12 protein-coding genes are annotated in these 13,992 nt (G+C 42.7%); 2 read left to right on the forward strand and 10 right to left on the reverse strand.

Features of this window, described 5'->3' with window-relative positions:
• The first annotated feature begins 134 nt into the window (after positions 1-134).
• Positions 135-350: an NAD(P)H-quinone oxidoreductase subunit O gene (ndhO, locus tag ACE1CA_RS04895; RefSeq protein WP_413277391.1), complete on the forward strand. Its 216-nt coding sequence runs from the start codon at positions 135-137 to the stop codon at positions 348-350.
• A complete protein-coding gene (mdh, locus tag ACE1CA_RS04900) occupies positions 347-1,333 on the forward strand; it encodes a malate dehydrogenase (RefSeq protein ID WP_413277390.1) in 987 nt (328 codons plus the stop codon). Before ndhO ends, mdh begins: the two co-directional genes overlap by 4 nt.
• 220 nt (positions 1,334-1,553) lie before the next feature.
• Here mdh and ACE1CA_RS04905 read toward each other — a convergent pair whose 3' ends face one another.
• The 10 genes from ACE1CA_RS04905 to ACE1CA_RS04950 all read right to left on the reverse strand — a co-directional run bounded on the left by ACE1CA_RS04905 (position 1,554) and on the right by ACE1CA_RS04950 (position 13,945).
• On the reverse strand, positions 1,554-1,967 hold the full coding sequence (locus tag ACE1CA_RS04905; RefSeq protein ID WP_413277389.1) for a hypothetical protein: 414 nt from the start codon (positions 1,965-1,967) through the stop codon (positions 1,554-1,556).
• Positions 1,968-2,038: 71 nt separating this feature from the next.
• A complete protein-coding gene (locus ACE1CA_RS04910; protein WP_413277388.1) occupies positions 2,039-3,547 on the reverse strand; it encodes a glycosyltransferase in 1,509 nt (502 codons plus the stop codon).
• Between the two features lie 27 nt (positions 3,548-3,574).
• The gene (locus ACE1CA_RS04915; protein WP_413277387.1) at positions 3,575-4,465 is read right to left on the reverse strand and encodes a hypothetical protein; all 891 of its coding nucleotides are present in this window, start codon (positions 4,463-4,465) and stop codon (positions 3,575-3,577) included.
• A 213-nt stretch (positions 4,466-4,678) separates the two neighbouring features.
• Positions 4,679-4,801: a hypothetical protein gene (locus ACE1CA_RS04920; RefSeq protein ID WP_413277386.1), complete on the reverse strand. Its 123-nt coding sequence runs from the start codon at positions 4,799-4,801 to the stop codon at positions 4,679-4,681.
• A 59-nt stretch (positions 4,802-4,860) separates the two neighbouring features.
• Entirely contained in the window at positions 4,861-7,107 is a 2,247-nt protein-coding gene (locus tag ACE1CA_RS04925; protein WP_413277385.1) for an FdhF/YdeP family oxidoreductase, read from the reverse strand.
• A 26-nt stretch (positions 7,108-7,133) separates the two neighbouring features.
• Positions 7,134-8,633, reverse strand: a complete 1,500-nt coding sequence (locus ACE1CA_RS04930; protein ID WP_413277384.1) for a S10 family peptidase — start codon at positions 8,631-8,633, stop codon at positions 7,134-7,136.
• A 125-nt stretch (positions 8,634-8,758) separates the two neighbouring features.
• A complete protein-coding gene (locus ACE1CA_RS04935; protein WP_413277383.1) occupies positions 8,759-10,261 on the reverse strand; it encodes a GMC oxidoreductase in 1,503 nt (500 codons plus the stop codon).
• Positions 10,262-10,425: 164 nt separating this feature from the next.
• Positions 10,426-11,034: a cytochrome c oxidase subunit 3 gene (locus ACE1CA_RS04940; protein WP_413277382.1), complete on the reverse strand. Its 609-nt coding sequence runs from the start codon at positions 11,032-11,034 to the stop codon at positions 10,426-10,428.
• 98 nt (positions 11,035-11,132) lie between these two features.
• Complete coding sequence (gene ctaD / locus ACE1CA_RS04945; RefSeq protein WP_413277381.1) at positions 11,133-12,833, reverse strand: cytochrome c oxidase subunit I; 1,701 nt, start codon at positions 12,831-12,833, stop codon at positions 11,133-11,135.
• 143 nt (positions 12,834-12,976) lie between these two features.
• A complete protein-coding gene (locus tag ACE1CA_RS04950; RefSeq protein ID WP_413277380.1) occupies positions 12,977-13,945 on the reverse strand; it encodes a cytochrome c oxidase subunit II in 969 nt (322 codons plus the stop codon).
• Positions 13,946-13,992 lie beyond the last annotated feature (47 nt).

The following is a 13,992-nucleotide window of genomic DNA, read 5'->3' on the forward strand; positions in this document are numbered from 1 at the left end:
TAAAGTGCTTTAATCCATAAGGAATCCCAGTCCCTAGTCCCCAATCCCCAGTCCCCAAAACCTATAACTTGTGACAGTTGCTCGCAATAGTTGATAATTCTTTATATAAAAGACTGAGAGACACGAGCAAAATTATGGCAATCAAAAAAGGTGATTTAGTCTACGCCGTCCGGGAAAAACTAGAGAACAGTCTAGAATCGAAAGCTAGTGATACTCGCTTTCCCCCTTATATATTTGAAACTAAAGGGGAAGTTGTAGACTTACGAAACGATTATGCTCTAGTGAAGTTCGGGCACGTACCCACCCCTAATATCTGGCTGCGTTTAGATCAGCTAGAATCTGCAAAATGATTAAATTTTCTTCCTCCCTGCCTCTTTGCGCTTCTACTCGTGTCACCGTTATTGGTGCGGGTAAAGTTGGTAGTACTTTGGCACAACGCATTGCTGAGAAAAATTTAGCTGATGTGGTGTTGCTGGATATTGTGGCGGGGATGCCTCAAGGTATTGCGTTAGATTTAACCCAAGCTAGGGGTTTAGAACAGCACGACTGTCAAATCATGGGCACGAATGATTACGCAGATACGGCAAATTCCGATGTTGTGGTGATTACTGCGGGAATTCCACGCAAACCGGGGATGACTCGCGATGATTTGATGCGAACTAATGCTCAAATTGTGGTGGAAGCGACGCAAAGAGCGATCGCACATTCCCCCCACGCCATTTTGATTGTAGTCACCAATCCCCTCGATGTGATGACTTATTTAGCATGGCAAGCTAGTGGACTCAAGAGCGATCGAGTAATAGGAATGGCAGGAGTTTTAGATTCAGCCAGATTCCAATCTTTTATCGCAATGGAATTAGGAGTTGCCATCAAAGATATTACCACAACAGTATTAGGAGGACATGGGGATTTAATGGTTCCTTTACCTCGCTATTCTACCATTAGTGGCGTGCCAATTACCGAAATCATGGATACAGAAACCATTGAAAGGTTAATTAAAAGAACTCGCAACGGCGGCGGAGAAATTGTGGAATTAATGCGAACTGGAGGTGCTTATTTTGCTCCGGCTTCTGCTACTTCTTTAATGGTAGAGTCAATTTTGTATAGCCAGTCGCGTGTAGTTCCCGCTTGCGCTTATCTGCAAGGTGAATATGATTTAAAAGACATTTTTATTGGCGTTCCTTGCCGTTTGGGATGTGCGGGAGTGGAAAGTATTGTGGAATTGAATCTCACAGAAGCAGAACTTTCTGCTTTGCATATTTCAGCGGAATCTGTGCGCCAAAATGTTCTCCAAGCCAAAGAAATGTTAGCTGCTGTTGCTAATGTTAATTAATGGTTTTTTGTTGATTATTTTTTGGGAAGAGCGATCGGAATGTCGCTCTTTTTTTGTGACTTTTATAGTATTGCTTTAGTAAATCTAAGTCATATCTGCGGAATATAGGTTTTAAGCTGTTCCGCATTTAAATTGGATTGTTTGGAAACAGAAGAAAATTCGTCTAATTCTCTCCCCTGCCCCCCTGCAATCTTAATAAGTGATTTAAATGCGTGACAGCTTATAGTTGTCTGCAAAGTTCTTTGTAGATTACATCAGGATCGATCGCTAGTAAATTTGGATTCTTAGAAACATGAATTGCAGAACCATTTTTAAGTACTATAAGTGGTGGTTGGGTCGCCTTTGGGTTGTAAGCAGAGATGTTGCTAATGCGATCGCCGTATGGAGATAATTTATTCCAAATCGAAGGAATCGAATAGGAGCCATTAGCCCTTGGTAAACGGCAGATACTATCAGTCAAAGACTTGTCACTCGACACTAGTCCTAAGTCTTGGCGACCGAAGCCAACCAACCTGGCTTGCCCATCAATGTTACGTAGGAAGAGAAAGTCGTCAGAACGCTGTTGAGCGTTAGCAACCGTAGCACTTAAACCAATCAAAGCAGTAATAGCAATTAATCCGAATCTAATTTTCATTTGGCTAAAACCCTATACACTGGGCTTAGTGTTCCCCATCAAACAGATTCACTAACATAATTGTTCGTACTTCACAGAAAATTTAAACTATAAATGTTACTTAACTCTTTGAGATGTTGCTCTACTGTCTTAACAGGTCTTGCCTCTTTCCAAAACTCAGTTAATAAGTGCGGGTTTTCTCGAATAGTACGAAGCTTTTGTGGGAAATCTCCTTCTTTTGCCGGATCGAAAATGAAAGCAGGATGGCGAACAAACTCCTGTGCGCCTCCTCGATTTGAGCAAAGCACTGGCACACCGCAAGCGAGTAACTCAAAAGTGACTTGGGGCAGGTTATCTTCCCATAATGGTGGCACAACACCCAAGTGGATTCCGTCTAACATAGTCGGAATATTTTCATATTTATACCCAGGATAGTAACGGAAGCGATGAAGAGACTGGGCTAAGGATAGCAACTGTCCTTTCTGCTGAACTGCCATTGCCAACTCAGCAGCATCAATGATTCGGCTGGCGATAACTAAATCCAGCGAGTTTAATTCTTCTTCTGGTAGAGAAAGTAGTGCTTCTAACAAGAAATAAAACCCTTTATCTTTTCTTGATGTTCCCAAATAAATTAATTGAAAGGGCTGTCCTGGAGAGTAAGTAGCTGGGTTATTAGGTGGTATTTGAAAGTGGGCTGCTTGGCTACCTATATACTGTGTAATCAAGCGATCGGAATTAACTCCATACTGCTCATATATAGAAGTAGTCCGTTCTGAAACAGAAATTGCTACATCCACATAGCGGTTGATTATAGAGACAATTTCCTGTCGTCTTTTTCGATACAAATCAGCAAACTGAGGCAGGTCTTTACCAGTTATCTCTAGTCGATTTGACAAAGGAGATTTGGAGCGAACGTTTAATTGATACCAAATTCTACTGTAAAAAGCTCGATAAATTTTTTCAGACAAGCGTACAGGAAGGGATTGCCGATCGAACCCTAGCAAACTTCCTAAATGATATACCTTTCTGACAGTCAATTCCAAGTCCAAAATTACTACTTCCTGTATACAAGAAACACAAGCTCGTCCTTCTAAATAATTTTGGCAAGGACTACTGTTCATCCGCCATAAATTTACTTCTGGACAAACAGCCCAATAGTTATGCAAGCTAAACACAACTTTAGCTCCACTCTCTTTAGCTAATTTTAAGCAGTTAGCCGTGATTCCTTCTAAGTTGTGAAAGTGAATAATTTCAAAAGGCCCAAATTCTCCTAAAAACTGTTGAAAGCATTTTTCGAGGACAGGATTTTCAATGTTTTCTAGAGGCTCTTGAAAGGAAAACTTTGCCGGAGCAGTGACAGGAGAATTAACTAGGGAAAAGGTTGGTGTATTAGGATGACGTTTATTATAAACTTGCTTAATGTAGGGCTGTTTCCTAAAAAATGTGTAGTCAAATCCAGAGTAAAGAAAATTAATTTGATCATCAGTTTGTTGGGACAAATAATCAATTAAGTTACGGCAATATATGGATACGCCCCCGCCTTGCATTGGTTGTTCAAAGTAAGGGTCCCAGTTGTAATAAAGAACTTTGGTGACAGTCATGTTCAATTCCTTTGGAAATCCAATAATTTAGATGGTTGTTATTGCCAGCCCGATAACTTCGGGGTTACTGTTGTTACTGTTGCGACCGTTATACCAAAGCTTCCAACCGCTGTTATATACAGGTGCAGTTGTGTAAAGGAAGTCTGAATCAAAATCCTCATAGTTGCCCAAGTCTAGAATTAAATCACTTACTTGGGGATTCCAGGTGATACCGTCGATGCTGGTTGTTAATCCAATTCTGCTAATACCCCGCGCATCAGCACCATGATAAAACCCATAGTAAATATTGTTCTGTTTGTAAACTCTTAAAGTTTCAATTGCTCGCTCCAACCAAGAGCCATCATTTAATCCTTGCATAATGGGATTGTTGGCATACTTATTCCAAGTAATTCCATCCTTGGAAGTGGCATATCCAATTGCTGCTGGTTCAGTCCAGGGAACACCTTCAGGAGAAATAGAACTTGCTGAGTACCAGAGCTTAAACAGTTCTGTTTCGCGATCGTACCAGACAGAAGGGCCTCTAATCAGTCCGTTTTCCCATACTTGGGAGGCTGACAAAACTAGCCCTTGATCGGTAAATACTCCCTGCGGATTTGTTGATGTTGCCAGACCGATCGCCGTTTCATCCGCTTTAGCGTAGAACAGATAATAGGTTCCACTTTTGTAGACTACCGAGGGTCTAAGAACATTGGTAAAAACTGGATTTTGGCTGTATTTTGTCCAGTTAACACCATCGGCTGAGGTAGCATAGCCAATTGATGAACCATCATTCCAGTACCACATCTTGTATTGCCCAGATTGGTAAAGTACGGATGGGTCGCGTACCATCGTACCTTCCCAGGTTTGTGTAGGAGTCAGTACAGAACCTAACTTTACCCAAGTACTGGGCAGTGGATGAGAATTAGTTTGTGGGTACATTATTAAACAATCTATATCATTGATTCATTGGCTTTCGTCTTAGAACTTAAATTGCCTTGTACGTTGAACTAACTTATTCCAAATTTAGGAATCTTTAATAACTTATATTACTAATAGAAGAGTATGCTTCTATCTATGGTAAGACTTACATCGGTTATGTTAAGGTCTTAGCCTGCGGTACGATCGCTTCGCCCCTACAAAGGCAAAAAATACTTAACCCAGCAGTATTGCTGTAATTCCTTCTATTACTTTTAATAACTCATCACTTGTCAGATTAATCAGCACATTGGCTATACTTTGACAGGTGGCTTCCCGGACTGCGTTCAGTTGTTGCAATCCAGTTAGCAACCAATAAACAATAAAAAGGAGTGCCTAGTGAATTACTCAAAATGAGACTACTTAACATATACACAGACGGGAACTCGTTTATAAGCAGGTGTACCGCTGCGCGGGTCTATATTAGCTTTAAATAAAATATTACTTTCAGGATAAAACATAAAAGCTGCACCTTCACGAATTGCACCACAAATAATCTCAATATTATCTAATTCTCCAGCATCACCTTTGACAGAAACTCGTTGATGTTTTTGTAATCCAGCTTTCTGCACATCCAAAGAATTCATTAAAATACAGTAGCGATGTGGCATTCCCCGATACTTATCTCCCTGCTGATAAACAACAGTATTATGTTGACCGTAGCTACGTCCAGTACCTAAAATTAGGACAATTCCCCTTTGCTCCTCAGAAATACCAAAATGAGTCTTTCTTGGTAAAAATAATTCTGGTAAAGGTGTAACGAACATTTGAGCTTTACCCGAAGTTGTAGCAAATTTAGGTTCAGAAAAAATCCGCCCTTCAATGGTAAACTCTTCTTGAGTTTTGTCTATAGTGGCAATTTTTTGATAACCGGGAATGGTTTTCGCAATTAACTCCCTAACATAGCTAGTATCTTGTAATTTCCGCCAATTAATTGGACTTTCTCCATGTAAGCGATGAGCGATTTCTGTCAATAATTCCACTTCCGAAATTAAGTCAGCATTAGGGGGTTGTAAATGACTAATTCCCGCATCATTTAACCGCACAAAATTATTCCCGGATTCAGTGGTAGTTTGATGGGGATTTTCAAAACGATTGAACACAGGTAAAATTAGAGTTTGATGCCCAGCTAATCCGTGAAAATGACCTAAATTGGGTTTAGTCGCCACATAAAAGATAGTCTGAATTTGGGATAATGCAAATTTTGCTTGTTGTAAATCTGGGTTAGCTGCATAAAGATTTCCCCCCAAACATAAAAGCGTATCAATTTTTCCCTTTGTAGCGGCTTCAATTAAAGCGCGAGTATCATAACCAGGAGTTTCACTTACAGGATGCCCTAATAATTGGGAGAGTGCTTGTTTGATTTCTTCTCGTAACCGCACAGTTACACCCATTGAACCAAACCCTTGCACGTTGGAATGTCCCCGAATCGGCATTGTACCTGCACCGAGTTTTCCCGCATTACCCGTAATTAAGGCTGTATTAGCAATACTAAAAACGTTATCTACTCCATTATTATGCTGAGTAATACCCATTGCCCAAGCAAAAACTACTCGCTCAGAACTGCCAATTAAATAAGCTGCCGCTGTAATTTCTTCTTGGGATAAACCACAAGTATTAGTAATAGTTTTCCAAGATGTTTGTTGGGCATAATTTATCACTTCTTGCCAACCATCCGTAGAAGAAGTGAGATAGTCTTTTTTGATCAAATTTTGTTCAATTAAGGATTTTTGTAATCCAATAAATAGGGCAACATCACTACCAGGAATTAATTGCAAATATAAAGTAGAAATGTCTGAGCCGCCTGTGAGGAGAGATTTAATTGGAAAAGCTGGAGAAGCAAATTTAACTAAGCCTATTTCGATTTGTGGGTTAATAATAACAATTTTGCCGTTTCTTTGGCGCAATTTAATTAATTCGTTCATTAATCGGGGATGATTGGCGGGGGCGTTAGAGCCAACTAAAACGACACAATCACTTTCTTTTAGGCTTTCTAGGCTCACCATTGATGTACCTGAGCCAAATACTTTTTTTAATCCAACGGTTGAGGGTGCGTGACAGAGGTCGGAACAATCTGCTAGGTTATTGCTGCCTAAGCTACGCATGAGCAGCTGTAGCAGATAAGCTGCTTCGTTAGAGGAACGCCCAGAACTGTATGTGGCAATGCGTTCGGCGGGTTGTTGAAATGCTTTAGTAGCTATTTGGAAAACTTCTTCCCAGGTAATCCGATCGTAGTGAGAAGCTCCCTGTCTTAAAATTAGAGGATAATTTAGTCTACCTAAACGATCGCACTCTTGAGATGTTAATTCTTGCAGTTGAGCAATACTATATTTCTCAAAAAATTCTGGGTTAATGGCAGGTTGTAATTCCGATGCGATCGCTTCTACACTTTTAGCACAGCGCTGTAAATATTCTCCCGCTTCGTTAACAAATCCGCCTTTTTGTCCGCCTGTTCCCCAAGCGCAGGATAGACAAGCACTTTTATGATTCAAGGTTTGCCATAGTTTCAATCCTGTAGGCGTGAAAGTCTTTTCTACCCAGTATTGAATTACAGGTAAACCGCCCCCTGCTGATGAATGAGATTCGTTTTCTGGAGAGTTATTCATCTGTAGTTAACTCAACTGCCGCAGTTTTATTTTATCGCCTTTTGATACAACTCTTTAATATCACTAAACCATTGTTGCCGGGAATCATCCCAAGTGTAGAACATATGTCCACCCCGGTAATGTTTCAGAGTTAAGTTCGGGCGAATTTCGGGGTTTAGTTTCATCAAATTTGCTAAATGATTGGAAGCAAAATAAGGCGTAACTAAATCAAAAAATCCGTGATTGATATACACTTGCATATAAGGATTGAGCGTCATCCCCACACGCAAATCGTCTACTGAACCAATAAAGCCTTGTTTGAAATCACCTTTAATGTCGAATTTCCAAGCTTTATTTACCTCATAATTCAACAAATGATAAGTTAGGTCAGTTTCTACACCTAAAGTATCTCGTAAATGACTGTTAATTGCTCCGGTAAATAATCGATCGATCCCATCTAGAGTTGGATCGATCCCTTCATAGTTTAGTCTTTCTGGGAAAGGATCGATCGCCGTAATTGAAGCATCATACAATCCCAAAATTCTTTGTTGCTCCCTTAATAATTCCCGCGAAAAAACTTCAATATCAATTCTTCCCCCTAATTTTTCAACTAATGAAATAGGTAAACCAATCAAACTAGCCATTCGCTCATAAGCAGTTTGACGTTCATCCGCTGTAGCTATATCACCCATTGCTAATAAAGGAATTAACGTCTGACGGGCAAATTGTTCGGCAACATCTAAATGATGCTCTAAATCTTCAACTTCTCCTGCCCATTGAGCGCGATGATGATGCACGCCAGCAGCTGCCAGAGAGGGAAAAACAGTTGCCCAAGAGGTAAGATTGTAATCATTACCAGCCAGAAAACTAAATTCTAAAGCTGGAGAAATTAAAATAGCACCAGAAAGACCAACACCATATTCCTGTTGTAATTTCTTAGCTAATTTAGCTACTCGAAAACCACCGTAACTTTCTCCAGCAATAAAAATAGGAGAAAGCCAACGTTTCTTTTGCGACAGAAATCTTTGAATAAATTCACCTAAAGCTTTTAAGTCTCGCTCCACTTCCCAAAATTGGTTTTCTTGAGCTTTATCAGATACTTTTGTATCAGCTTTCTCATCAGATTTATTCTGTCCTTCTTTATCTGATGGTAAGCTCCGACTAAAACCTGTACCAATAGGGTCAATGAATACTAAATCAGTAAAAGAAAGCCAGCTTTCTAAATTATCCACTACTTGCACTGGTGGTTTTGGTAGACTACCCTGTGTCCCAAATTGAATTCGCTTTGGCCCTAATGCGCCTATATGGAGATAAGCGGAAGCTGCACCAGGGCCACCATTGAAAATGAAAGTTAGCGGTCTGATATTTGCCTGCTGATTTTGGACAATATAGGCAACATGGAACATGGAAGCGATCGGTTTTTCTTCCTCAAACAAGGTTTGCCATTCGGCTGAGGCTGTATAACGAATCTCTTGCTGAGGCAGCGATAAGGTATGCTCGGTAGTACTTGGTTTGCGAGTTATGGGTTCGATCGGTGTGTCAGGCATTTTGGTAGTTTGAGGATTAAAGCTATTTCTATTTCTTCTGAACTATAGGCTGTTAATGTTGTTTTTGGAAAAAACTGGCTCTTCCGTACTGGAAGTTTTCCACCACCAGTACGGAAGAGTCTACTTTACTTCAATCGATCGATCAAGCGATCGCCCACCCGCAAAGCATTAGCAATCACCGTTAATCCGGGACTAACACTAGCATGAGATGGAAAAAAACTGCTATCTACCACATAGAGATTATGCACATCATGAGTACGACAATTGAGATCCAACACCGAAGTTGCAGGGTCTTCGCCAAACCGACAAGTGCCGCACTGATGCGCTACAACTTGTACAGGCATATCGCTGCGAGGATGGGTGGTGCGGTTAAATATATTAGGTTGAGATTGTTCAACACTTTTCAAAACATCAAGCCAACGATACACTAAGCGATCGTGCGCTTCTACATTATTCGCAGTGTAATCAACTCGCAGTTTGTCCCCCACATAGTAAACTCGATTCTTAGGATTGGGTAAATCTTCGGTTTTTAACCACCAACCGATCGAATGAGTTGCCAGCTGCCGCAAACCGAAATTTGGCATCAGTCTAGATAACGCCGATAAAATTGGGGGTGCTTCGGCAAAAATCACATCTTGGAAAATCCCACCAGAGTTCTGTACTTGACCCATCGGATAGGGAAAATCCTTATCTCCCCAATAAAAATCATTTAGCCCCAACGTGCGGGAAAACGTCCCAGAATTAGCAGAAGAGGTTAATTGCACTACAACTGACAGCAGTTGTTTCATTAAATTTCGCCCCACCTGACCAGAACTGTTAGCAATCCCGTTAGGATGTTTTTCATTAGCAGACCGTAGCAGTAAAGCTGCCGAGTTTACAGCACCACAGGCAAGCACCACAATATCGCCTAAAAACAAATAGGACTGTTCGCCAATTTTTGCCTCAACCGCTTTAATCTCTGAACCTGATGGGTTAGTGTGCAGACAAACCACTTGAGCAGAAGTTTTCAGGGTGATATTTTCACTATTGAGGATTGGGCTAACTCCCGTATCTTCCGCATCAGTTCTACCTTGATCGCCCAAACCTAACGGTAAATGAACTGGATGTAAACCCTGCTGAGAAAGGTTTTCACCAATCTGTTGCAACAGCGGCCCATGATCAACTTCGGGAAACGGATAAGCTTCGCTATGGGGCGGCTCAGTGGGGTCATCTTCGAGTTTACCGTGTACTTGGTACAACTTTTCGGCTTCTGTGTAGTAGGGTTCAAAGTCCTGATATTTTAGAGGCCATGAGGGAGAAATGCCACCCTGATGTTGCACTTGCTCAAAGTCACGTTCGCGCATTCGCTGCAAAACGCCACTCCAAATTTTGGTATTGCCACCAACAGCGTAATAGGTTTGCGGATTGAATGGTTCTCCTGTGCTGTCATACCAGGATTCAGGTGCATGATATAGCTCTTTCTTAAAAACCTCTGTATCGATTAACTCCGAACTTTCCCGATAGATCAGTTCTCCGCGATCGAGCAGTAAAATTTTTTTACCAGTTGGTGCCAGCTTTCGTGCCAGAGTTCCACCACCTGCACCCGTACCAACAATAATTACGTCATAGTATCGATCGTCAACAATCATTATGAGCCTCCTAATATGAAAGGGGACTGGGGACTAGGTACTGGGGACTGGGGACTGGGGACTGGGGACTGGGGACTAGGGATTGGGGAATTTCTCAAGTTCCCTTGGATTCAGGGGTTGGGAAATTGCCAGTACCCAGTACCTAGTCCCTAGTCCCCAGTCCCTCATTGCCAGACATAAATCAGGGTGTAGAGTACGATCCAAATGACATCGACAAAGTGCCAGAATAAAGAGGTTGCTTCTACACCGAAGAAACCGTTGTCATAGTTACCGGGAAAGAACGATCGCCCCAACATCAATGTTTGCAGCAAAATTCCCGTGAGAACGTGCAACCCATGAAATCCAGTTAATAAAAAGAACGTGCCACCGAACAAACCTGATTGATAGTTAAAGGGTAAACTGCGCCATTCGATCGCTTGTCCGTAAAGGAAATAGCTACCCATAGCCATCGTAGCTAACAGAAAAAGGCGAAAACCCCAGAGTTTTCGATCGTGTAAATATCGCTCGGCAACGTAGATGACAAAACTGCTGGATACTAGGACGATCGTATTAATGAATGGGTCTTTAGTTTCCAAACCAGTCACTCCTGGTGGATACCAGTCAGGAGTGGTGGTTTTGTAGACAATGTAACCTGTAAAGAAACTCAGGAAGATGATACTTTCCGACAGCAGAAACACGATAAAGCCAAACTTGCTATTACCTGCTGCGTCGTGTTCTTGGTGTCCTCGAACCTCAGCTTCAACCTCTTGTGCGATCGTTCTTTCTACTGTCATAATCTTTGCCCCTGAGTAAAAGATTCAGGAAAATCAGTCAAAAGAAGGGGTTAGGGGTTAGGTGTTGGGTGTTAGGGAGTTTTCTTCTTCCCTACCCCCTACCCCTGACCCCTAACCCCTAAAATTTCAGTCAACCCTGGATTAGGAACATTCTCAACCAAAGGTTCGTTGCTACCGTAGCCGTAGGGACGGGAAATCACAACAGGCGTTTCTTCAAAGTTTTCTACTGTGGGTGGTGAAGAGGTCAGCCACTCTAAACCATAAGCTCTCCAGGGATTATTGCCCACTCTCTCACCCTGAATCCAAGAGCTTACCATGTTGAGAATAAAGGGTAGCGTGGACAGCCCCAACAGAAAACCACCAATACTGGCGATTACATTCCAGTAAGCAAATTCTAGGTCATAAGAGGCGACCCGACGGGGCATTCCCATTAATCCTGCCGGGTGCATGGGTAAGAAGGTTAACGCTGTTCCCAGGTAGGTTAAAGCAAAGTGTAATTTGCCCAAACCTTCGTAATACATACGTCCGGTCATTTTGGGAAACCAGTGATAAATTGCGGCATAGATACCCATGACGATCGCGCCATACAGCACATAATGAAAGTGCCCAACTACAAAGTAAGTGTTGTTGACGTGAATATCGATCGGTACCGAACCCAAGAAAATCCCCGTGATGCCAGCAAACAACCAATTACTAATGCCACCCAAGGCAAATAACATCGGTGTTGTAAAGCGAATCTTACCACCCCAAATTGTTGCCACCCAACCAAACACTTTGATGCCAGAAGGAATAGCTACCAGCATCGTAGTCACCATGAAAAACATCCGCATCCAACCGGGAGTAGCACTGGCAAACATGTGGTGTACCCATACTGCTCCGCTGATAATTGTGATAAGGATAGACGATGCGGCAATCACCCGATAGCCAAATAGGGGTTTACGGGCATGAACGGGTAAAACTTCCGAAAATATCCCAAACGCTGGTAAAACCATCACATAAACTGCTGGATGGGAATAAAACCAGAAAAAGTGTTGATATAGAATAGGGTTGCCGCCTCGTTCTGGGGCAAAGAAACTGGTGCCGATCGTAATATCTAGCAACAGCATCACCGCACCTCCAGTCAACGCAGGCAGCCCATACAATTGAATTAACTGTGCTGCTAACACTGACCAAACAAAGGCAGGAGTTTTAAACCAAGTCATTCCCGGTGCTCGCATCCGAAAAATGGTGGTAACAAAGTTCACCCCACCCATAATCGAAGACACACCAGAAATAGCGACTGCCAAAATCCACAACACTTGCCCGTTAATCAAATTTCCCGTAGGATTTTGGATACTGACAGGCGGATATGCCCACCATCCTGACTGTGAAGGGCCGCCTGGGACGAAGAAACTGGCAAGCATGAGGATTCCCACAACCGGAATCATCCAGAAGGAAACGGCATTTAGTCGCGGAAATGCCATATCTCTTGCGCCGATCATCAGCGGCACCAGATAATTTCCTAGACCTACTAAAACGGGGAATGTCCACAAGAACAGCATAATCGAGCCGTGCATCGTGAACAGTGCATTATAGACTGTGCGATCGACCAAATCAGCATCAGGAGTAATCAGTTCGCCCCGCATCACCATCGATAAGGTGCCACCGATCAGGAAAAAGAAGAACGATGTGACAATGTATTGAATGCCAATGACTTTGTGATCGGTGCTAAAGGTAAAAAAGCGTTTCCAGTTGTCCGGGGCACCAGGGTAAGGCTGTCCGCGAACGAGTTCGATCGGTTCAAGAGAAATGTTAGTCATAGTTTGCTACTGGGGACTGGGGACTGGGGACTGGGAAGAGGTGGGGAGATGGGGAGATGGGGAGATGGGGAGATGGGGAGAGATCTAGCGCTAGAAACTCCCCCCATCCCCCTACCTCCCCACCCCCCCACCTCTTCATCCCCCTACCTCTTCTTTGGGGCATAATTCACTATAGGCGGTGGTGCAGGCGGAATGGTGTCCCAACCGCGAACGGCTACTTTGTCTTTGGTTGCGCCTTCGGAACTTGTTGTATGGCTATACTCAAAAGCAGCTTGATTAAAGGCAGGAGTGGGAGATTGAGCAGCAGCATCGGCAAGCCACTGTTGATACTCGTTGAATGGCTGAACCACTACATCTGCCTGATTTGCCGCAAAGTAAGTTCCGCTGAACATAGAATCGCGCAAGCGATAGGTTCCGGTTTTTACCGGAGTTAGTTCAAAATCAATATCGTGATTGGGAACCACATCTTGTTTGAGACGAAATGCGGGAATATAAAAGCCATGTAATACATCTTCCGATCGCAACCTGAACCGCACGCGGCGATCGACTGGTAAATGCAACTCTGTGCTGGTAACATCCTGTTCTGGATAATGGAAAACCCATGCCCATTGTTTTACATTTACGTCAATTTGCTCAATAGGAGCAGTTTGGGCTGCCTTCTGAATCTCTTGCTGAGGCGTGCTATCAAATGGTTCAGCGTAAGCAGGTTGCATCATCTGGGGCAAATGCAAATGCACCAGTTCCATTGGGCCTCGCACTGCCATTTTTTCGTAAGTACGATAGCTAACAAAGGAAAGCGTTAGCACCAAAACTAATGGTACTGCCGTCCAGACAATCTCCAACCAAGTATTACCTTCGATCGGAGGCCCATCGCTCATATCGTACTTACTAGCTCGATGAAAGAGCAACGAGTAAAGGAAAGGACCGATCACACCTAAATAAATGAATGTGCCTAACCCAGTAAAGAGACTGAATAAATCATCTAGCAGCTTTGCTTCAGCTGATGCTTCTGGGGGAAACCAAGAATAGGATTGCTTTGCCATCCAGAAACTAGCCATTGTCACCAGGATGGCATAAATCGTCATTACGAGAATTGCGCGAAGTTTCATCATAAAAGAGCGATCGATTAAACATCAAAGGTAGAGTGGGAACTGAGAAG

Origin of the sequence: Floridaenema evergladense BLCC-F167 (genome assembly GCF_041929205.2) — a bacterium.
Lineage (GTDB): Bacteria > Cyanobacteriota > Cyanobacteriia > Cyanobacteriales > Aerosakkonemataceae > Floridanema > Floridanema evergladense.